Genomic DNA, 19,468 nt, shown 5'->3' on the forward strand with positions numbered 1-19,468 from the left:
TCATAGTATGGCTTGAATTCAAGGATATATGAGGGAATATCCTGGCAAAGAGCATCCGGCCGATGCTGATTTGACGAGGTTTGTTTAAATTTACCAACCCTATGAGTAACTATTTAGTTATTAACGGTGCCGTTAATGAGCATACTAGGAGTAAATATCGGCAAAAGGGGGTTTGAAAAGGCATGATCAGCAGTCCGGCAACACTCACCGAGTACTTCCTGCAGGTGGACAACCGTCTGCCCAAGGAAGCGACGCGCGTCCTGAGGGCTCTGGGGGAACAGGGCAGAATGAATAAAGAGGAATTGTCGCTGACCTCCAGGGTTAAGAGGGCCGTGCTCGATCACATCGTGATGCAGCTTTACGCTCTGGGGCTGGTGGACGTTACCGCCGAGGGCAAGAGCAAGATTTGCAGTCTAACTAAGCTGGGTGAAGAATTCATCGAGCTCAAATCGGAAGAAGTCACCCTCCAGTGACAGGCCGCCCGGCCTGTCACTGTTGTTTTGCCGGTATGTCCCAACTATAATGTGATAAAAGAAGAATTTGCCGGGAGAGGACATGCCTGCATATCAGTGGCATATTAAATCGGGGGAGCCGGAACTGGAGCGACTGCTGATCCGGGAATGCGCGTTATCGCCCCTGCTGGCGCGGCTTCTGATTAACCGGGGCGTCGGCTCGCCTGAAGAAGTACGGAGCTTTTTGGACGGTACCCTCTCCGACCTGCCGCCCTCCGGCGCGATGCGCGATCTTGACGCCTGTGTCGCCGCAATCCGTGAAGCTATTGCGTCAGGAGAAACCGTCCTGGTTTACGGAGACTACGACGTCGACGGGATGACGGCTACGGCTGTACTGGTTAAGGCCATTCGGCATCTGGGCGGCCGCGCCGTTTTCTATTTGCCCACGCGCGCCGACGGTTACGGCGTGCACCTGCAGGCCCTGGCCCAGGCCAGAGAGCAGGGTGTCAATCTGGTGGTTACCGTTGACTGCGGCGTAACCGCGGTCAAAGAAGTCATCGCAGCAGGGGAGATGGGGCTGCGTATCATTATAACCGACCACCACCAGCCCAAAGGTGACTTGCCCGCCACGCTGACCGTCAATCCCAAGAGGCCCGACTGCTGCTACCCTTTTAAAGACCTTGCCGGAGCGGGGGTCGCTCTAAAGGTGGCCACAGCCCTGCTCGGCGACCGCCGTAACAAAATAAACGAAATAGAAGAAGAACTCCTGGGGCTCGCCTGTTTGGGGACGATAGCCGATGTTGTTCCGTTGGTTGGGGAGAACAGGATTATCGTCAGGCTGGGCCTGCCCTTTATCAGGAAGAACGTCGGCCTCGCCGCCCTGGCCTCGGCGGCCAGGCTCCCCGCCGCTATGACCGTCCGCGACGTGGCCTGCGGCATAGCCCCGAAGCTGAACGCTGCCGGCCGGCTGGACAGCGCGGCCCTAGGGGTGGAACTGCTGCTGGCCGATGACCCGTCCGACGCCGGCCGGATCGCGGACGAACTGTTGTCCTTGAACGCAGTGAGGAAGGACCTCGAAGACAGGGTCAGCAGCGAGGTGATGGCTGCCGTCAGCGAGTGGAGCTCGGTCCCGCCGGTGGCCGTATTCGCCGGGGAAGGGTGGCATCCGGGAGTTACCAGCGTGGTTGCTTCACGGCTGGCGGACAAGCTGAACATACCGGTGGTCTTGATGGCTGTCGAGGGCGAGGCGGCGCGTGGCTCGGCCCGCAGCCCTTACCGGTTCAACATGTTCCACGCCCTTGAGCAATGCCAGTCTTACCTGACGGAGTTCGGCGGGCACCGGAACGCGGCGGGGTTTGTGTTGCCCGCCGCGGCGATCGGAGAATTTGTCAGGGCCATACAGGAGCACGCGGCCGCTATGGCACCCGCCGAAGGACCCATACTGGAGATCGACGCCCAGATTGTTTTTGATGACCTCACCGAGGAACTGGTGCAGGAAATTGAACGCCTGTCTCCTTGGGGCAACGGCAACCCCCAGCCGGTATTCTGCGCGCGGAACCTGCGTGTGGAACGCGCCCGGCTTGTCGGCAAGGACCAGCAGCACTTGAAACTTACGGTGGCCCAGGGCGCCAGGAGATTTGAAGCGATTGCCTTCGGGTTCGGCAAAGAGATGGGCGATATCGCGTCCTGCCCGGCGCTGGATCTGGCCTTCCGGCCCGAGATCAACGAGTGGAACGGGCACAGGAGCCTCGAACTGCGCGTCATCGACTGGCGCGAGGGGGACGCCTTCCCCCGCCGCGTAACAGCGGGGTCGCTTTACCGGAAGGCGCTCGCCCTCCGGGATGTCATTCTCCCGAACATCGACAGCGATTACTGGCTGGCGAAAGACGAGGGGATCAGGGCCGGCAGCCCGTCGCGAATCTTTGACCTGCGTGACATGCCCGACCGGATGGCGCATCTCAGAAAACTGGTTCATGAAAAAACCCCCGCCTTCATCGCCGTCTCGACGCGGGATACCGCTCCCAGGCTGGCACTGGGCTTGGGCCTGAACGACGGCAAGGCCGCCTTTTTGCATCCGCATCTGCCTGATCCGGACAGGGAACAGATAGTGAAGCGGTGGCTGGCCGGCGAGATTCCGGTGCTGGTCGCGCAGCCGCTCGATCTGCCTGAAGAGGCCCGGACGGAGAGAGTGATCGTTTACGACCTGCTCCTGACCTGGAGCGACTGGCTGACCGCCGCGGGCGCGGGGAAGGAACTGTACCTCCTGCACGCCGCTGTCGACCAGGAACGCAACCGTTTGACCTTAAAGACCATCGCCCCCAACCGCAGAGTCATAGGCTGCGTGTACACGGTCCTCAGGAAGGGCCAAGGCCGCCGGTTAACCGTGGAGCGGCTGGCCGGGAGCGTGCAGAGACTGGTGGAGGCTCCTGTGGCTCCCTGGACCGTACGTATCGGCCTGACCGTTTTAGCCGAGCTCGGCGTGCTGTCGTGGATCGAGGACGACGGCGGCCGACTGGAAGTCGACCTGGGGGCCGTTGCGGTGAGGCGCGGTCTCGGCTGTTCACCGACCTTCCGGCTCGCGCATAGGGTAAAGAGAGACTCGCTGGCCTGTCAAAAGTACTTCGCGCTCCAGCCCGCTGACGATCTCAGGACATTTTTCGGTGTGATATAATCTCCGTGGGTGGTAACCAAAGATGGCGTTTGACATGCTCTTAAAAACAATCAGGAGCTACAACAGCCGTGTCGACGAGGAACTGCTGCGGCGGGCTTACGCCTTTGCGGAGAAGGCCCACCAGGAGCAAAAACGGCGTTCCGGGGAGCCTTATATCAGCCACCCGCTGTCCGTAGCGCAGATCCTGGCCGACCTGGAACTGGACCAGGAAACGATTGTCGGCGCGATCCTGCACGATGTCGTCGAGGATTCACCCACCGAACTGGCCGTCATCAAAGACCGGTTCGGTGAAGAAATCGCCCTGCTGGTCGACGGGGTGACGAAGCTCAGCAGGCTGGAGTACCGTTCCAAGGAAGAGCACCAGGCTGAGAACCTGCGCAAGATGTTCCTGGCTATGGCCAAAGATATCCGCGTCATCCTCATCAAACTTGCGGACCGCCTCCACAACCTGAGGACCCTGGAGTATCACAGCGTTCAGAAACAGCGCGAAATCGCGCATGAGACGCTGGAGATTTTCGCTCCCCTCGCGCACCGCCTAGGGATTTACCGTATCAAGATGGAACTTGAGGACCTGGCCTTTCGCTACCTGGAGCCGGAGTCCTACTTCAGCCTGGCGGGCGAGATGGCCAAAACGGGGGAGGCTCGGGAGAACGTCATCAACGAGGCCATCCAGGTCCTTTCCGAGAAGCTGGAGGCCGTGGGGATCAAGGCCGATATCAACGGCCGCCCCAAGCACCTGTACAGCATTTACATGAAAATGGTGAACCAGGAAAAAGGGTTGGACGAGATCTACGACGTTATCGGTGTCCGCATCATTACCCAGTCGGTCCGGGACTGCTACGCGACGCTGGGCGTCGTGCACACGCTTTTCAAGCCCATTCCCGGGCGTTTCAAGGACTTTATCGCCATGCCCAAGTCCAACATGTACCAGTCCCTGCATACCACGGTGGTCGGTCCCAGGGGCGACCTGGTGGAGATTCAGATCAGGACCTGGGATATGCACCGCACGGCGGAGTACGGCATTGCCGCACACTGGCGCTACAAGGCCGGCGGCAGGAGCGACAAGGATTTTGACGAGCGGCTCGCCTGGCTGAGGCAGCTCCTGGACTGGCAGCACGAGCTGCGCGACGCCCGCGAGTTCATGGAAGGCCTGAAAATCGACATCTTTGCCGATTCGGTCTTCGTCTTTACGCCGAAAGGCGACGTCATCGAACTGCCCGCCGGATCGATACCCCTGGATTTCGCCTACCGCATTCACACCGACGTCGGCAACCGGTGCATCGGGGCAAAGGTCAACGGCAGGCTTGTCCCGCTGGAGTACAAGTTGAAGAACGGCGACATCGTCGAGATCCTGACCGCCAAGCATCCCAGCCCGAGCCGGGACTGGCTGAACATCGTCAAGACGTCGGCGGCCAAGACGAAGATCCGCAACTGGTTCAAGAAGGAACAGCGCGAAGAGAACGAGATGCGCGGGCGTGAGGCCCTCGAGCGGGAAGCCAAAAAGCAGGGCCTGGACGTGGAGGTCGTCAAGTCGGAAAAGGTGGTCGAGGTCGGAAAGCGCTACGGCTTTCAGACCATCGGCGACGCTTACGCCGGCGTGGCTTTGGGCGTGGTGTCGGCCGCGACGCTCGTGCAGCGTTTGAAGGACCTCACAAAGACGGGGCCTGTTGTTAAGAAATACAAGCGCGACGCCAAGCGGTGGACGAAAAGCACGCACGGCGTTCTCGTGAAAGACGCCGGGAACATGCTCGTCCGGCTGGCGCATTGCTGCAACCCCGTTCCGGGCGACCCCATCGCCGGGTACATCACGCGCGGCCGCGGCGTGTCGGTCCACAGGGCCGACTGCCGGAACATCGTCATCTGGCAGGAGAAGGAGCGGGAAAGGCTGGTCGAGGTCAAGTGGGACGACGACTTCGACGAGCCGTTCCAGGTCCGCTTGGAGATTCAGGGGCTGGACCGCGCGGGGCTCCTGGGCGATGTGATGGCCGTGCTTACGGAAATGAAGATCAGCGCGAGCTGGGTGGCGGCCAGGACGGGCCGGGACGGCGAAGCCAGCATCGACCTGATCATCGCCATCAACGGCCTGGACCAGCTGTCCTTCATCTTCGGCAAACTGGCCCGGGTGAAGGACGTGTATGACATACGCCGGATCTGCTCGGGATGCTGAAATTGGTAGTCGGTAGTCAGTAGTCGGTAGTGGGTGGTGGGTCACCGGCAGTGGAGGTTGGATGAGTGCGGGCAGTCGTTCAAAGGGTGGAGAAGGGTTCGGTGCAGGTCGGCGGAAAGACCGTCGCCGCCATCGGTCCGGGCATGGTGATTTTGCTGGGCGTGGGGCGGGAAGACCAGGTGGACGACGCCCTTTTCCTGGCCGATAAAATCGTCGGGCTCAGGATTTTCGAGGACGGGCAGGGGAAGCTCAACCGCTCGGTTATTGAGACTGGGGGAGAGATCCTGGTCGTTTCCCAGTTCACCCTTTACGGGGACTGCCGCAAAGGCCGGCGGCCGAGTTTCACCGCGGCGGCCGAGCCGGGGAAGGCCGTAAAGCTGTACGAGGCATTCGCCTCGCGCTGCGAGGAACTGGGCGTCCGTACCGCGCGGGGGCAGTTTAGGGAGCATATGCGGGTGGAAATCATAAACGATGGCCCGGTGACTTTGCTGCTGGACAGCAGGAGGGAGTTTTAGCCGGGCAAGGGGTGTAAAGAGTGCAGTTTGCGATGCTGACCGTCGGAATGTTGGATGCCAATTGTTATATTGTTGGATGCCCCGAGTCGAGGGATGCCGCGGTGGTCGATCCCGGCGGGGATGTTGACAGGATCCTGGGCGCGGCGCGGGACAAGGCGCTGAAGATCAAGTGGATCGTCCTGACGCATGTGCATTACGACCACATCGCGGGTCTGCCCGAGCTCCAGGAGCGTACCGGCGCCAAGCTGGCCGTCCATCGGGACGACAACGGGGCGCTGGCCGATCCCGGGCGCAACCTTGCGCAGTTTTTCGGCGGGCCGGCGCGGTTTCCGGCGGGCGACCTTCTTCTCCTCGACGGCGACGAGATACCGCTGGGGAAGATCAAACTGCGCGTCATTCACACACCGGGGCACACCCCGGGAGGGATATGCGTCCTCGACGGGAACGATCTTTACACCGGCGACACTCTTTTCGCCGGGGCGGTGGGGCGGCCCGACCTTCCCGGCGGGGACTTTCCGACTCTCATCCGGAGTATCAAGGAGAAGCTTCTGGCGCTCGATGACGGCGTTCTGGTTTATCCGGGGCACGGGGAGGCCAGTTCCGTAGGCAGGGAGCGCCGGAGCAACCCGTACCTGACCACCGAAGGGTAAGCGAACCTGGGAACGCGCGCTGGCGGATAATCTTGACATCGGGCGAGATATTCGCGTAGAATCTCGAAAGAAGGCTCCCGTCCTCTTTCCCCTGGGGTGCGGGAGCCGTCATTTTAGTGCATAAGGGAGAGCCGCATGTTAACGGTAAGACCGCGGGGCACCAATGACATCCTTCCGGGCGAAGCCGAGCGGTGGCAGTTCGTGGAGCGAACCGTCCAGGCCCTTTGCACGGCTTGGCATTACCGCGAGATCAGGACCCCCGTTTTCGAGCACACCGAACTGTTCCTGCGCGGCGTCGGCGAGGTCACCGACATCGTGGAGAAAGAGATGTACACCTTTGAAGACAAGGGGCAACGCAGCCTGACCTTGAGACCTGAGGGAACGGCCCCGGCCGCGCGGGCCTACCTAGAAAACAAGCTCTACGCCGAACCCCAGCCGATCAAACTCTATTATATCGGCGCGATGTTCAGGTACGACCGCCCGCAGGCCGGACGGTTCCGGCAGTTCCACCAGTTTGGGGTCGAGGTCTTCGGGGCCAAGGAACCGGAGGCCGACGCCGAGGTGATCGCCCTGGCCATGGAGTTTTACCGGATCCTGGGCATCAGCGGTCTTGAACTGCACATTAATACCGTTGGGTGCCCGGAGTGCCGCCATGCCATCAGGCAAAGCCTGAAGGAGTATTTAACGCCTCGGAAGGGTCTCCTGTGCCCGGCCTGCCGGTCGCGGGCGGAAAGGAATCCTCTGCGCGTCCTCGACTGCAAGGAGACGGCCTGCGCGGACCTGGTCGGCGACGCTCCCACGCCGCTGGACAACGCCTGCGACGAATGCCGGCGGCATTTCGAGGGTGTACTCCGTTATCTTGATGTCGTCGGGCTACCGTACATCATTAACCCAAAGCTGGTCCGCGGCCTGGACTACTACACGAGGACGGCCTTTGAAATCCTCGCCTCCGGTGTCGGGGCCCAGAGCGCGGTGGGCGGGGGAGGCCGTTACGACGGTCTGGTCGAGGTCTGCGGGGGCCCGCCGACGCCCGGTGTAGGGTTCGCGCTCGGCCTGGAGCGTACCCTGCTGCTCCTTAAAGAACAGCGCCCGGAGGCCGGGGCGGCGTCGCGCCTGGAGGTCTTTGTGACCACGGCGGGGGAAACCAAGGAAACCGCCATGCAAATTCTCTTCCGGCTTAGGAGGCTCGGCATCGTTTCTGACGCCGACCTTACCGGGCGCAGCCTCAAAGCCCAGATGAAATACGCCGGAAAACTCAAGGCCCGGGTTGTGGTCATTGTCGGAGACGAGGAGCTGGCCCGGGGTGCGGTGACGGTCAGAAGGATGGACACGGGGCAGCAGGAAGAGGTGCCCCTTGACGATCTCGCCGAGGTTTTAAAAGCATTGTTAAAGTAAAATACGGGGGTAGCGTGCATGGCAGAGTTTGAGGCGATGGGCGGATTGAGACGCACGTCCTGGTGCGGTGATTTAAGAGAAACGGACGCGGGACAGGCTGTCGTGCTGATGGGATGGGCACAGCGGCGGCGGGACCACGGCGGGCTGATCTTCATCGACCTCCGGGACAGGTCCGGGATCGTGCAGGTGGTATGCAGTCCCGAAGAAGCGCCGGAAGCCTTTGCGAAGGCCGAAGCCGTACGCTCCGAGTACGTCCTGGCGGTTAGCGGAAGAGTACGGCGGCGCCCGCCGGGAACCGAAAACCCGAACCTCCCCACCGGCGGGATCGAGGTGGAGGCACGGGAAATCCTGATTTTGAACCGGTCCAAGACCCCGCCTTTTTACATTGAAAACGGCGTGGAGGTCGACGAAACTTTGCGCCTGAAGTACCGGTACCTGGACCTGCGGCGGCCGGAAATGCAGGAGGCGATGATCCTTCGTCACAGGGCGGCCATGAGCGTGCGCCGGTACCTGGACGAGCGTGGTTTCCTGGAGATCGAGACACCGATGCTTACGAAGAGCACTCCCGAAGGGGCGCGTGACTTTCTGGTCCCCAGCCGGTTGAATCCCGGACGGTTCTACGCCCTGCCCCAATCCCCCCAGTTGTTCAAACAGCTCCTTATGGTCGCCGGCCTGGAGCGGTACTTCCAGATCGTCCGCTGTTTCCGCGACGAAGATCTGCGTGCCGACAGGCAGCCGGAGTTTACACAGATCGATATCGAGATGTCGTTTGTGGACATCGAGGACGTGATCTCCCTGACCGAGGGAATGATCGGCCGCCTGTGCGCGGACACCGTCGGGCTTGAGGTTACGGCACCGTTTCCCAGGATCACCTACACCGAAGCCATGGAGAGGTACGGCAGCGACAAGCCCGACCTGCGCTACGGCCTGGAGTTGAGAGATATTTCCGACATCGCGGCGGGCTGCGGCTTCAAGGTGTTCCGCTCGGCGGTTGAGTCCGGAGGCCGGGTGAAAGGGCTGCGCGTCCCGGGGATGGCGGGTTTGAGCCGTAAGGAGATCGACGAGTTGACGGCGTTTGCCGTCAGCCAGCGCGCCAAGGGTTTGGCTTACCTGCTGATGACCCCTGACGGGGTGAAGTCGCCGATAGCGAAGTTCTTCAGCGCCTCTGAAATGGACGCCGTCACCGGACGTCTTGAGGCGGAGACAGGGGATCTCCTGCTCTTCGTGGCCGACCAGCCCGACGTCGTCAATACGGCGCTCAGCGCGCTGCGCCGTCATTTCGCCGAGCGCCTGGGCCTTATCGACCCGTCGGTCTTCAATTTCGTCTGGGTGGTCGATTTCCCGCTCTTGGAGTACGACCAGGAGGAAAGGCGTTGGGTTGCGGTACACCACCCGTTTACCGCTCCGCGCGAGGAAGACCTCCCGCTGCTCGACTCGCGGCCGAGCGGCGTGCGTGCCATGGCGTACGACCTTGTTCTCAACGGCGTGGAGGTTGGAGGCGGGAGCATCCGCATCTACCGCCGCGACATACAGGAAAGGGTCTTCTCCACGATAGGCCTCACCGCTGACGAGGCCCGCGAGAAGTTCGGCTTCTTGCTTACCGCCTTTGAATACGGGCCGCCGCCGCACGGGGGCATCGCCTTCGGCTTCGACCGTCTGGTGATGCTGCTGGCCGGAAAGACGACCATCCGCGACGTTATCGCCTTCCCTAAAACGCAGAGCGCCTCCGACCTCATGACGGAAGCCCCGGGCATGGTATCGGACGAACAGTTGCGCGAGCTGTGGATCAAAACCGCGCACACCGGGAAGAAGCCGGGCGGGCTTGTATAGGCCGGGACCGCGTTGTGAAAAATAACCTCCGAAAAGGTATCCGGCTTTTAAGACTTGCCGAAGGACGACAGGCATGCTAGCATAGTGATAGCAAATTAAAACCCTGCAATGTTCGTGTAAGCCCTTAAGTTCTGAGCCAACACCAACACATTGGGAGTCCGGGCTCTGGCTGTGGCTTGCAGGCCTCAGAAACTGAGGAAGCAAAAAGCAGTCAGGAGGACACCCCCCTGCATAGGCAGGGTTCAGGAACTTCGGGCGAATCACGGCATCGTGGGGTTTACCTCGTGCCGATACAATACTTATCCGGGCGCTCGACGAGCGCCTGTATTATGTTCGCCCGAAATCAAAAATCAAGCTTAAAGGGACACTCTGCGAGTGTCCCTTCTTTAACGCAAAGCCAGGATTTCGTCAAGAGAACTGACGACGTAGTCCGGTTGATGCAAGGGATCTTCCGGGATGGTGCTGCCCCAGAAGGCGCCGGGCTTCAAGATCGTTTTGGCGCCGATCATGTTGCCGAACACGATGTCACGCTGCGGGGAGTCGCCGATAACGACATACTCGGGAGGCGGGATGTCGCTGACCCAGCGGTAGAAGGCCTCGCCCGCCGCACAGGCCTGTGCGAAGGATTGCCGCGATTTGGTCTGGATCAGCAGGTAATCGAAGTATCGATCCAGCGAATGGTTGGCCAGGTCCCGCCTCACGCGGTCCTCCCGCCCCTCGGAGTGGAGGACGAGAACGTTGTTCAGGTGCTTCAAAGCGGCCAGTGTTTCGGCGGTTTCCTCGTAAAGCGGGGGATAGTGGGTACGGTAATACAGATAAAAGCGGTCGGCGGCCGCCCGGGCGACCAAAAGCTCGCCGCTCCGGGGCGGGGCCGCAAGGACCGCCGCGGCGGCGTCGAGAGGCGCCGCTCCGCGGGCGACGTGGACGAGCGCCAGGGCGAGCAGCGCGAAGTCGTATTCGTAATCCCTCAGGGTGCGCGAAAGGTGAGAGTCGATGACGCGGATCGTCGAGATGTCGAAGACGTCCCCGAAAGAACACCCCAGGGATCTTAAGCAATTCACCATTTCCGCGTAGGCGCCGACGAACACGCTGTAAGTGTCCCACAGCGTGTTGTCGGCGTCGATGACGTAAACGCCGTTCAATGTAACTCTCCCTTTCCAAAAAGCGCATGCCAGTAACTATAATAGCACAGTCGGGTTCCGGCGTTCAAAGGCGCGGCGGGAACCTTTGGGCAAATGCAAAATTTATACTACCGGGGCAAACTAGATGTGGTATCTGTTTGCAGCCGGGCAGGATTTGACAGTTCAAGGGGCCGGTGATAAACTGGCGCCAGCAAAATCTATCCGCACTGGCAAGAGTTGAGGAGGACAGGCCTTGAAGCGAAAGGTTTACCTTGACCATAACGCGACCACGCCCGTGAATCGGGCGGTGGTGCAGGCCATGCTGCCTTACCTGCACGAAAAATTCGGGAACCCGTCCAGCCTGCATCTTTACGGGCGGGAGGTCCGGGCCGGGGTTGAGGAGGCTCGCGAGAAGGTCGCCCAAGCCCTGGGCGCCGATCCGAAAGAGATCGTCTTTACCAGCGGAGGGACGGAGGCCGATTTTCTCGCCCTCCGGGGGGCGGCTTACGCCAACAGGAAACGCGGCAGGCACATCATCACTTCGGCGGTGGAGCACCACGCCGTTCTGGACACCTGTGAAATGCTCGCCGAAGAGGGATTTGAGGTCACCGTCGTGCCCGTGGACCGCCACGGCATGGTCGACCCCGGGCGAGTGGCCGGGGAGATCAGGCCCGACACCATCCTCATTTCCGTCATGCACGCCAACAACGAGGTCGGAACGATCCAGCCCGTCCGCGAGATCGGTCTTTTGGCGAGGGAGCGGGACATCGTCTTTCACACCGATGCCGTCCAGAGTTTCGGCAAAATCCCGGTGGACGTCCGCGAACTGAACGCCGATCTCCTAAGCATTTCGGCGCATAAGATTTACGGCCCCAAGGGCGCGGGCGCGCTGTGGATCCGCCGGGGCTGCCGCTGGAGCCCCATCAACAGGGGAGGGGGACAGGAACGGCGGCGCCGGCCGGGCACCGAGAACGTGCCGGGGATCATCGGCTTGGGTGAGGCCTGCCGGCTGGCCGTCAGTAACCTTGACGACGAAGCCCGGACGCTGAAGACCCTGCGGGACCGGATGGTCAGTTACGTTAAAGAGAACTTCAAGGGCGTGTGGATCAACGGTCACCCCGGAAAACGACTGCCGAACAGCGCCCACTTTAGCTTCGAAGGGATAGAAGGGGAGGCGCTCCTTTTAGACCTCGACCTGAACGGTATCGCCGTTTCGAGCGGATCGGCCTGCAGTTCCGAGTCGTCGGTTTCGTCCCACGTTCTCCTGGCCATGGGCATCCCGGACGAAGTGGCGCGCTGCTCCATAAGGGTCAGCCTGGGCAAGGAAAATACGAAAGAAGACGTCGATTACTTCCTCGAGGTGTTGACCAACACGGTGAACAGGCTCAGGGCCCTTTCCCCGATTAAATGATTTGAGGAGAGTGAAGGATGTGATCTACAGCGCCAAGGTCATAGAACACTTCCAGCATCCGCGCAACGTTGGCGAAATGCCGGACGCCGACGGGATCGGCGAGGTCATCAACGAATCGTGCGGCGACGCCACGAAGATCTATCTGAAGATCGAGGATGACCGCATCAGGGACGTTAAGTTCCAAACCTTCGGCTGCGCGGCGGCGATTGCGACCTCGAGCATCCTGACCGAGATGGTCAAAGGCAAGACCATCGACGAGGCGCTGGAGGTGACGGAGGATAAGGTCGTCGAGGCGCTCGACGGCCTGCCGCCCAAGAAAGTGCACTGTTCCAATCTTGCAGCGAGCGCCTTGCGGGCGGCCATTAATGATTACCGGGAGAAGCATGGGCATTAAAAGCAGAGCAGCGGTGGCGATGAGCGGGGGCGTGGACAGTTCTGTCACGGCCCTGCTGTTGCTTGAAAAAGGTTTTTCGGTGGTAGGCGTGACCATGCCCACCAGCCCCGCGGCGGTGGACGGGGCCAAGCGGGTCGCCGCCCACTTGGGCATCGAGCACGTCGTAGCCGACGGGATCGCTCCCCTGTTCGAGGAGAAGGTCGTACAGTACTTTATCGGGGGATATCGCGCGGGATTGACGCCGAATCCCTGCGTGGTTTGCAACCGGGAAATAAAGTACGGGGCGTTGATGGATTTCAGCCTGGGATTCGCCGACTTCTTCGCCACGGGACATTACGCCAGGATCCATAGAAACGAAAAAGGTCAGTACGAATTGTGGCGCGGCGTCGACCCGGCAAAGGACCAAAGCTACGTGCTTTACCATATGACGCAGACGAGGCTGGCGCGCCTGATTCTTCCTCTGGGCCTGATGAAAAAGGAAGAGGTCCGCGGGCTGGCTGAAAAGGCGGGCCTCCCCTTTCTGCGCGCGGAGAGCCAGGAGATATGCTTTATCCCCGGCGACGACTACCGGGCTTTCCTTAAGGAGCGGTGCGGCGAGGAGGCCTTTGTGCCCGGGCCGATCAAGACGACGTCCGGGCGGGTTGTCGGGAGACACCAGGGGCTGGCTTTTTATACTATAGGCCAGCGAAGAGGGCTTGGCGTGGCCCTGGGAAAACCGGCATACGTGATAGGTTTTGCACTGGAGGAAAACGCCCTGATCGTCGGCGGGCAGGAAGAGTTGAAGGCGGGCGGGCTGGTGGCCGGGGACGTCAGTTACATCGCCGGCGCGGCGCCGGGTCCCGAGTTCGCCGCCTGGGTGCAAATCCGCTACAACGCCGCGGCTGTCCCCGCCAAGGTGCGCCCGGGGGACGACAACACGGCCACGGTCGTTTTCGCCGAGCCGCAGAGGGCGGTGACGCCAGGGCAGGCGGCCGTTTTCTACGACGGGGAGAGGGTCATCGGCGGCGGGACCATCCTGGAAGGCCGTTAAGAACCTCGCTGTATTCCCGCTTCCAACTTCCCACATCCCACCTTTCAATTTTGGCCGGGTAATCAGCGGGCTTCTCGGGAATAATAGGCTTAAGATTCCAAAGGGAGGCTTGCTATCGTGCAGTGCCCCATTTGCGGCGGCCGCGCCACCGGAAGGGTCGGCGCCGACCAGTACTTTTGCTGGGATTGTTGCCTGGAATACCGGATCAACAAGGAAGGGGTCCAGGTGTTTGAGATGACCGAGGACGGGACGCTGGTTCCCTTCGACCCGCGCAACGTGGAAGTGTACTAACCTGGCTCTAAGTGGCTTAAACTGTGTATCGGGGGAGTTCCGTATTGGCGCTCCTTCTTTTATTTGTCGTATATTTGTCGTATTTGTCGAGCTACAGGGGGCGGAGTTTGACTTTACCCCAGGCCGCCAGGCGGTCGCCGCAGATGACGAGGGCGCCGAGGACGCCGGGGACGCCGCCGGCGAACTGAGCTGCCTGCTCAATGTCCGCAGGGTCCTGTACCCGGTTGGCGGTGGCTGTGGCCACCGCATCGGCCAGGGTGGCCGTCTCGGCGAGGATGACGGCGGCGTCGGCGCACCCGAAGCTTAAGGACGGGCCGACGGTGCCCGACGAGGTGCAAATGCCCAGGGGGCTGAGATCGGGGGTTAGGTCGAGGGCGATGCGGTTGCTGAAGGGGGAGTTCCCCGCGAAGATGCCCACGGACGTCCGCTTGCTGCGCTTGAGGTAGATGTCGCCGCCGTTTTCGACGACGACATCCCTTGAGCGTTTCATCAGCATCCGCCCGACGAGGTCGCTGAAGGCGCCCGCCACCGCCGCCATCGGACCCACGCCCGCGAGGCCGGCAGCCACGGCCATCTCCCTGGCCATTGACGGCATGGCCGCATCGACCGGGAGCGGTTCCAGGGATTTAAGGAAAGCCGGGTTGCGGGCGATGTATTCTTCCAAAGCCGACCTCGCGCCCGCAACCAGATGCCTGACTTCCAACGCCAGCGCTTCGCTGAAACGCTGCGGAAGGACGCCGACGTAAAGGTCGGTTTCCTTGACCACGACCTGGAAATACGTTAAATCCTTTTCCGCGAACTGTTCCCGATAGAAACGCCGTGTCCAGGACAAATCAGAACTTGACCTCCATAGCACGCACGGGGCAGGCTTTAACGCAGAGCTGGCATACGATACACTTCTCACCGTCGAAAGCCACCTGCATGGAGGGACGCTCGATATAAAGGGCCCCGCTCGGGCAGATCGCCGTGCAGGAGCCGCAGGAGGTGCAATGTTTCTCGTTGCGCGTGATTTCCTCGCTTAGGGGCTGGACCTCGATGCCGCAACTCCTCAGGTATTCCAAGCCCTGTTCCCACTCGTCGCCCGCGAGTTCCATAATCATTGTTCCCTCTTTGTGAGGGTTGATGTTGGCTTTAAGAATGTTGACGATCAAGCCGTAATCTTTAACGAGGTAGTAGATTATCGGCCGATCGGCCACCGAGGCCGGAAAACGAAGCACGATCCTCTTAGTGGGCATCCCGCAATCACTCCTTTGCTCCGCGTATTACGAGCGTCTTCCCCATGATCCCCGCTGCGGGGGACGGGAGAAGCTCGACCGGTTCAGCCAGCAGGAACCCGCCTTCGGTGATCCACTGCTTGAGTGTCTTGGCGATCACGACGGCCTTCGGATAGCTCGACAAAGGGGCGGTGGGGACTTCCTTGCCGTTAACGGTGATTTTCCCCGACTTTAGCTCGGCGTAGCTTACCAGCCCCAGGTTCCCGGGCTCCCGCTGCGGATAGGCGGTAAAATAGTCGACTACCGGCGCGTAGAGCTTGTCGTCGGGCAGAGAGGCGTAATACATGATTTCCTCGTTTAGGATGGGAATGGGGATGCCCAGGCCGACGAAAAGGGTGGCGCCGTATCCCAGGAAGCTGGCTCCGACCAGCCACTCCGGCCGCATCTGTTTCAGGTCGCCGATCACGGTAAGGGTTCCTCCCGCCGCGAAGATAGAACCCTCGACGGGGCCGGGCGAGACCGAGGGGAAGTGCTGTGTCCCGTTCCATGCCACGTAGCCGACGCCGCCGCCGAGAAAAATACGGGTACCGATCCCGATGGTCCGGAACCAGGGGTCTTTAAGCAGCGGGCTTAACTGGCCGCTTGTGGAGTAATGGGCGTTACCCAGGTTCGGCTTGAGGATGCCCATGTAGGTGTAAATCGTGCGGTTGCCGAGGTTGACGGCGACGTTGTAGTTCTGGTACGCGTTCCGCGGGTTGAAGAGGACAGCCTCGTTAAGGTCGTCGATGGTAACCCATGTCTCCACCTCGCGCGCCGGGTAACAGTCGGTACCGTAGCCCGTGGCGCGCAGCTTGATCTTTTGCCGTCCAACCAACTCGTGAATGACGTGCCCGCCGCCGTAGCGGAACTCCCCGGGGTGGCTGCTGTTTGCAGGGTCGTTCTCGGGCAGGGCGGTGGCGCCCAAAAAGCCGTCGACGGCCGCTATCGCGCCGTAGCAGGGAACGTTGTTAAGCCAGATCTTGTCTGCCCTGACGCGGGGCTTTGAATGACCGAAGTTGAAGTAAACGCCGGAGGAGCACATGGGACTGAAGGTCCCCGTGGTGACCACGTCGACCTCCCGGGCGGCCCGGGCCACCCCCTTGCTGCGAACGAGATCCACCGCCTCCTCGGCGGTGATGACGACAACCTTGCCCGCCTTGATCCTGGCGTTGATTTCCGCGTAGGACCTTTCAACCGCCATGTGATGCAACACCTCCCTTAGAACGTGAAGAAAAACAAAAGCCTCTACAGATAGAGGCCGGAATTCCGCTACGGATTTCCTCTTATCTGCCAGAAGATAACTCCTGCAGGAATTGGCACCTTAGTCGAACGGCGGGGCGCCGCGCAACCGGTTGCCGGGCTTCATCGGGCCAGTCCCTCCACCTCTCTTGATAAGAGACCCACAAGGTTATGCAGTTGTCGAGACCTTGCCGAGGTCTCATTGAAGAGAGTTTAGCAGGGGCGGTATACCCTGTCAAGGTTTTTGTGCAAAAAACGGATCAACCTTTCCATAACCCGTTGACGCTGTCAAACGGGCCGGTACCAATCGCTTCCTTGACCCTTTTCCTAAATCTCTGTATAATTATGGCTAATTAGGGGTTCATCACCCCCTTTTTTTTGAGGCTATTCTCTTTTTTTGGGGGTTTTTGAGCATGCGGGGCAGCGAAATCCGGCAACGTTTCCTGGACTACTTTGCGGCACGTGATCACCGGGTGGTACCAAGCTCATCCCTGGTTCCGGCGAATGACCCGACGCTCCTGTGGACCGCCGCCGGGATGGTCCAGTTTAAGCCTTACTATACGGGCGCGGCCAAGCCTGAGTTTAAGCGGGCCGCCACGTGCCAGAAATGCCTGCGGACGCCCGACATCGAGAACGTGGGGCGGACCGCCAGGCACCACACCTTTTTTGAAATGCTCGGCAACTTTTCTTTCGGTGACTATTTCAAGGAGAGGGCCATCCCCTGGGCCTGGGAATTCGTGACCCGCGAGCTGGGCCTGGACGCCGGCAGGCTTTGGATCTCCATTTACCTGGACGACGACGAGGCTTTTGAGCATTGGCTGAAGGTCGGTGTAAATGCCGACCGCATCGTGCGCCTCGGCAAGGACACGAACTTCTGGGAGATCGGGGTCGGGCCGTGCGGACCCTGCTCCGAGATTTACTACGACCAGGGCCCGGAGCGGGGCTGCGGAAACCCCGCATGCCGGCCGGGCTGCGACTGCGACCGCTATCTCGAGATCTGGAACCTGGTGTTCATACAGTTTTTCCGGGACGAAACCGGGAATTACGAACCCCTGCCCAACAAAGGCATTGATACGGGAATGGGCCTGGAGCGCGTCGCCGCCGTGCTGCAAAACGTGCGGACCAACTTTGACACCGACATCTTCAGGGAGATCATCGACCATGCCGCGAAGCTGCTGGGGGTACGGTACAGAGAAAACGACTCGACGGACGTAGCGCTGAAGGTCATCGCCGACCACACGCGGGCCATCACCTTCGCGGTCGCCGACGGTGTCCTTCCTTCCAACGAGGGGCGCGGCTACGTCATAAGAAGGCTTTTGCGCCGCGCGGCCCGCTTCGGGCTTCTTTTGGGCCGCGAGACGCCGTTCCTTGATTCCGTGGCCGGCGCCGTCATCGGGCAGATGGCGCAGGCCTATCCCTATCTCGTTACCCAGGCCGAGCACGTGCAGCGCGTGGTAAGGCGCGAGGAGGAGCGGTTCCGCCAGACGCTCGTGCAGGGCGTGGACATTCTGAACAGGCACATCGCGCAGACCGTCGCGTCCGGCGGGCACAAGCTCGACGGCGCCGTGGCCTTTAAACTATACGACACCTACGGGTTTCCCCTTGAACTCACGGTTGAGATCTGCGGCGAAAGCGGGCTGGAGGTGGACGAGGCGGATTTCAGTAAAGCGCTTGAAGAACAGCGCGAAAGGGCCCGCAGCGCCAGGCAGGAGACGGAGTACCTCAGCGAGAGGGACATTGTTTACCGGAAGTTGCGGGACAAGCACGGCCCGACGGAGTTTGTGGGCTATGACCGGCTGAGCACCGGCGCCAGGGTGATTGCGATATTGAGCGACGGCGAGCCGGTTGACCGGGCGGGGGAGGGCGCAGAGGTCGAGGTCGTTCTCGACACCACGCCGTGTTATGCCGAATCCGGGGGCCAGGTGAGCGACGCGGGCTGGATCACCGGCGACGGCCTGAAAGCCGAGATCACGGGTTGTGTAAAGCCGGTGGAGGACCTGTTCGTGCACAAGGTCCTGGTTAAGGAAGGGACCCTTGCCACCGGGGCGCTGGTGGATGTGGACATCGACCAGGCGCGGCGGTTGGACACCTGCCGGAATCACACCGCAACCCACCTGTTGCACCGTGCTTTGAAGGACATTGTCGGCGAACACGCCAACCAGGCCGGTTCCCTGGTGGCCCCCGAACGCCTGCGCTTCGATTTTACGCATTACCAGGCCCTCGCCCCTCGGGAACTGAAGGAGATCGAAAAGCGTGTCAACAGTGCCGTGCTTCAGAATTTGCCGGTCAAGACCGACATAGTGTCCTTCGACGAGGCCCAAGCTTTGGGCGCGATGGCCTTGTTCGGGGAGAAGTACGGGGACCTTGTCCGCGTCGTACGGGTCGGGGATTACAGCCTGGAGTTGTGCGGCGGGACGCACGTGCGGAACAGCTCGGAAATAGGTCTTTTTAAAATCATCACCGAGGGCAGCGTCGGCGCCGGCTTGCGCCGCATCGAGGCTATGACGGGGCCGGCTGCGCTCGACTACCTGGTGGCCCATGACGAGCAGCTGAACGAGATCGCGGGGCTGATCAAAGCGCCGGTGCGCGAGGTCGTCGGCAGGCTGGAAACGGTGCTCCAGAACGTCAGGAAGCTTGAAAAGGAGAACGAGCAACTGCGCGACCGGCTGCAGGCGTATGAAGTCCTGGACATCATCAACCAGGTCGAGGACGTCGCCGGCGCCAAGGTACTCGTCGCCCAGGTCAAGGCCAGGGAGATGCCTGAACTCAGGGGCCTGGTCGACCTGTTGCGCGACCGCCTGGGCCCCGCGGTCATTGTCCTCGGAACCGCCGGCGCCGACAAGGTCAACCTGATCGCGGCCGTGGCCAAGGAACACACTTCCCGCGGGCTGCATGCCGGACAAATCATCAAAGAGATCGCCGGCATCGTGGGCGGCGGCGGGGGGGGCAAGCCGGAAATGGCCCAGGCCGGCGGCAAGAACCCTGCCAGGCTGCAAGAGGCGCTGGATAAGGCGAGGGCTATCGTTAATAGCCGTCTCGCCTAAGTAAT

16 protein-coding genes, 1 other RNA gene and 1 riboswitch are annotated in these 19,468 nt (G+C 61.1%); of the genes, 13 read left to right on the forward strand and 4 right to left on the reverse strand.

The window, feature by feature from the left end:
- Positions 1-182: 182 nt before the first annotated feature.
- The 8 genes from ACUM6F_RS02350 (at position 183) to ssrS (ending at position 9,961) form a co-directional block, all read left to right on the forward strand.
- Positions 183-473 carry a transcriptional regulator gene (locus ACUM6F_RS02350; RefSeq protein WP_425621581.1) on the forward strand — a complete coding sequence of 97 codons (291 nt, stop codon included), beginning with the start codon at positions 183-185 and terminating at the stop codon, positions 471-473.
- An 82-nt stretch (positions 474-555) separates the two neighbouring features.
- A complete protein-coding gene (gene recJ / locus ACUM6F_RS02355; RefSeq protein WP_425621582.1) occupies positions 556-3,123 on the forward strand; it encodes a single-stranded-DNA-specific exonuclease RecJ in 2,568 nt (855 codons plus the stop codon).
- A 22-nt stretch (positions 3,124-3,145) separates the two neighbouring features.
- The gene (locus ACUM6F_RS02360; protein WP_425621583.1) at positions 3,146-5,290 is read left to right on the forward strand and encodes a RelA/SpoT family protein; all 2,145 of its coding nucleotides are present in this window, start codon (positions 3,146-3,148) and stop codon (positions 5,288-5,290) included.
- A gap of 65 nt (positions 5,291-5,355) precedes the next feature.
- Positions 5,356-5,805: a D-aminoacyl-tRNA deacylase gene (dtd, locus tag ACUM6F_RS02365; RefSeq protein WP_425621584.1), complete on the forward strand. Its 450-nt coding sequence runs from the start codon at positions 5,356-5,358 to the stop codon at positions 5,803-5,805.
- A gap of 20 nt (positions 5,806-5,825) precedes the next feature.
- Positions 5,826-6,455 (forward strand): MBL fold metallo-hydrolase, encoded by a 630-nt coding sequence (locus ACUM6F_RS02370; protein WP_445348283.1) that lies wholly within the window; start codon positions 5,826-5,828, stop codon positions 6,453-6,455.
- Positions 6,456-6,590: 135 nt separating this feature from the next.
- Positions 6,591-7,850: a histidine--tRNA ligase gene (hisS, locus tag ACUM6F_RS02375; RefSeq protein WP_445348284.1), complete on the forward strand. Its 1,260-nt coding sequence runs from the start codon at positions 6,591-6,593 to the stop codon at positions 7,848-7,850.
- Positions 7,851-7,868: 18 nt separating this feature from the next.
- Positions 7,869-9,680 carry an aspartate--tRNA ligase gene (gene aspS / locus ACUM6F_RS02380; protein WP_425621587.1) on the forward strand — a complete coding sequence of 604 codons (1,812 nt, stop codon included), beginning with the start codon at positions 7,869-7,871 and terminating at the stop codon, positions 9,678-9,680.
- A gap of 97 nt (positions 9,681-9,777) precedes the next feature.
- A non-coding RNA gene (gene ssrS / locus ACUM6F_RS02385) (6S RNA) lies at positions 9,778-9,961 on the forward strand.
- Between the two features lie 105 nt (positions 9,962-10,066).
- On the opposite strand, the gene ACUM6F_RS02390 is transcribed toward ssrS, so the two are convergent.
- Positions 10,067-10,822 carry an HAD family hydrolase gene (locus tag ACUM6F_RS02390; RefSeq protein WP_425621588.1) on the reverse strand — a complete coding sequence of 252 codons (756 nt, stop codon included), beginning with the start codon at positions 10,820-10,822 and terminating at the stop codon, positions 10,067-10,069.
- A gap of 232 nt (positions 10,823-11,054) precedes the next feature.
- Between ACUM6F_RS02390 and nifS the strand changes: the two genes are divergently transcribed.
- From nifS to ACUM6F_RS02410, 4 genes are all read left to right on the forward strand, one after another.
- Positions 11,055-12,212, forward strand: coding sequence for a cysteine desulfurase NifS (gene nifS / locus ACUM6F_RS02395; RefSeq protein WP_445348285.1), 1,158 nt, complete (start codon positions 11,055-11,057; stop codon positions 12,210-12,212).
- 10 nt (positions 12,213-12,222) lie between these two features.
- Positions 12,223-12,606, forward strand: a complete 384-nt coding sequence (gene nifU, locus ACUM6F_RS02400; RefSeq protein WP_426377692.1) for a Fe-S cluster assembly scaffold protein NifU — start codon at positions 12,223-12,225, stop codon at positions 12,604-12,606.
- Positions 12,596-13,636: a tRNA 2-thiouridine(34) synthase MnmA gene (gene mnmA, locus ACUM6F_RS02405; protein WP_445348286.1), complete on the forward strand. Its 1,041-nt coding sequence runs from the start codon at positions 12,596-12,598 to the stop codon at positions 13,634-13,636. The genes nifU and mnmA overlap by 11 nt, the downstream gene beginning before the upstream one ends.
- A gap of 117 nt (positions 13,637-13,753) precedes the next feature.
- Positions 13,754-13,927: a hypothetical protein gene (locus tag ACUM6F_RS02410; protein ID WP_425621592.1), complete on the forward strand. Its 174-nt coding sequence runs from the start codon at positions 13,754-13,756 to the stop codon at positions 13,925-13,927.
- Positions 13,928-14,018: 91 nt separating this feature from the next.
- Here ACUM6F_RS02410 and ACUM6F_RS02415 read toward each other — a convergent pair whose 3' ends face one another.
- Genes ACUM6F_RS02415 through ACUM6F_RS02425 form a run of 3 tightly spaced genes read right to left on the reverse strand, consistent with a single transcriptional unit; the run spans position 14,019 to position 16,381 of the window.
- Complete coding sequence (locus tag ACUM6F_RS02415) at positions 14,019-14,759, reverse strand: UPF0280 family protein (protein ID WP_425621593.1); 741 nt, start codon at positions 14,757-14,759, stop codon at positions 14,019-14,021.
- 1 nt (position 14,760) lies between these two features.
- Positions 14,761-15,162 (reverse strand): NIL domain-containing protein, encoded by a 402-nt coding sequence (locus tag ACUM6F_RS02420; RefSeq protein ID WP_425621594.1) that lies wholly within the window; start codon positions 15,160-15,162, stop codon positions 14,761-14,763.
- Between the two features lie 7 nt (positions 15,163-15,169).
- Positions 15,170-16,381: a homocysteine biosynthesis protein gene (locus ACUM6F_RS02425; protein WP_425621595.1), complete on the reverse strand. Its 1,212-nt coding sequence runs from the start codon at positions 16,379-16,381 to the stop codon at positions 15,170-15,172.
- Between the two features lie 79 nt (positions 16,382-16,460).
- Positions 16,461-16,578: riboswitch (SAM riboswitch) on the reverse strand.
- A gap of 254 nt (positions 16,579-16,832) precedes the next feature.
- Between ACUM6F_RS02425 and alaS the strand changes: the two genes are divergently transcribed.
- The gene (alaS, locus tag ACUM6F_RS02430) at positions 16,833-19,463 is read left to right on the forward strand and encodes an alanine--tRNA ligase (protein WP_445348287.1); all 2,631 of its coding nucleotides are present in this window, start codon (positions 16,833-16,835) and stop codon (positions 19,461-19,463) included.
- The last annotated feature ends 5 nt before the right edge of the window (positions 19,464-19,468 follow it).

It is taken from the genome of Desulforudis sp. DRI-14 (genome assembly GCF_052618305.1).

Coding starts and splice junctions, on each gene's coding strand:
- ACUM6F_RS02350 (WP_425621581.1), top strand. CDS start 183: ATGATCAGCAGTCCGGCAACACTCACCGAGTACTTCCTGCAGGTGGAC.
- recJ (WP_425621582.1), top strand. CDS start 556: ATGCCTGCATATCAGTGGCATATTAAATCGGGGGAGCCGGAACTGGAG.
- ACUM6F_RS02360 (WP_425621583.1), top strand. CDS start 3,146: ATGGCGTTTGACATGCTCTTAAAAACAATCAGGAGCTACAACAGCCGT.
- hisS (WP_445348284.1), top strand. CDS start 6,591: ATGTTAACGGTAAGACCGCGGGGCACCAATGACATCCTTCCGGGCGAA.
- aspS (WP_425621587.1), top strand. CDS start 7,869: ATGGCAGAGTTTGAGGCGATGGGCGGATTGAGACGCACGTCCTGGTGC.
- mnmA (WP_445348286.1), top strand. CDS start 12,596: ATGGGCATTAAAAGCAGAGCAGCGGTGGCGATGAGCGGGGGCGTGGAC.
- ACUM6F_RS02420 (WP_425621594.1), bottom strand. CDS start 15,162: ATGCCCACTAAGAGGATCGTGCTTCGTTTTCCGGCCTCGGTGGCCGAT.
- ACUM6F_RS02425 (WP_425621595.1), bottom strand. CDS start 16,381: ATGGCGGTTGAAAGGTCCTACGCGGAAATCAACGCCAGGATCAAGGCG.
- alaS (WP_445348287.1), top strand. CDS start 16,833: ATGCGGGGCAGCGAAATCCGGCAACGTTTCCTGGACTACTTTGCGGCA.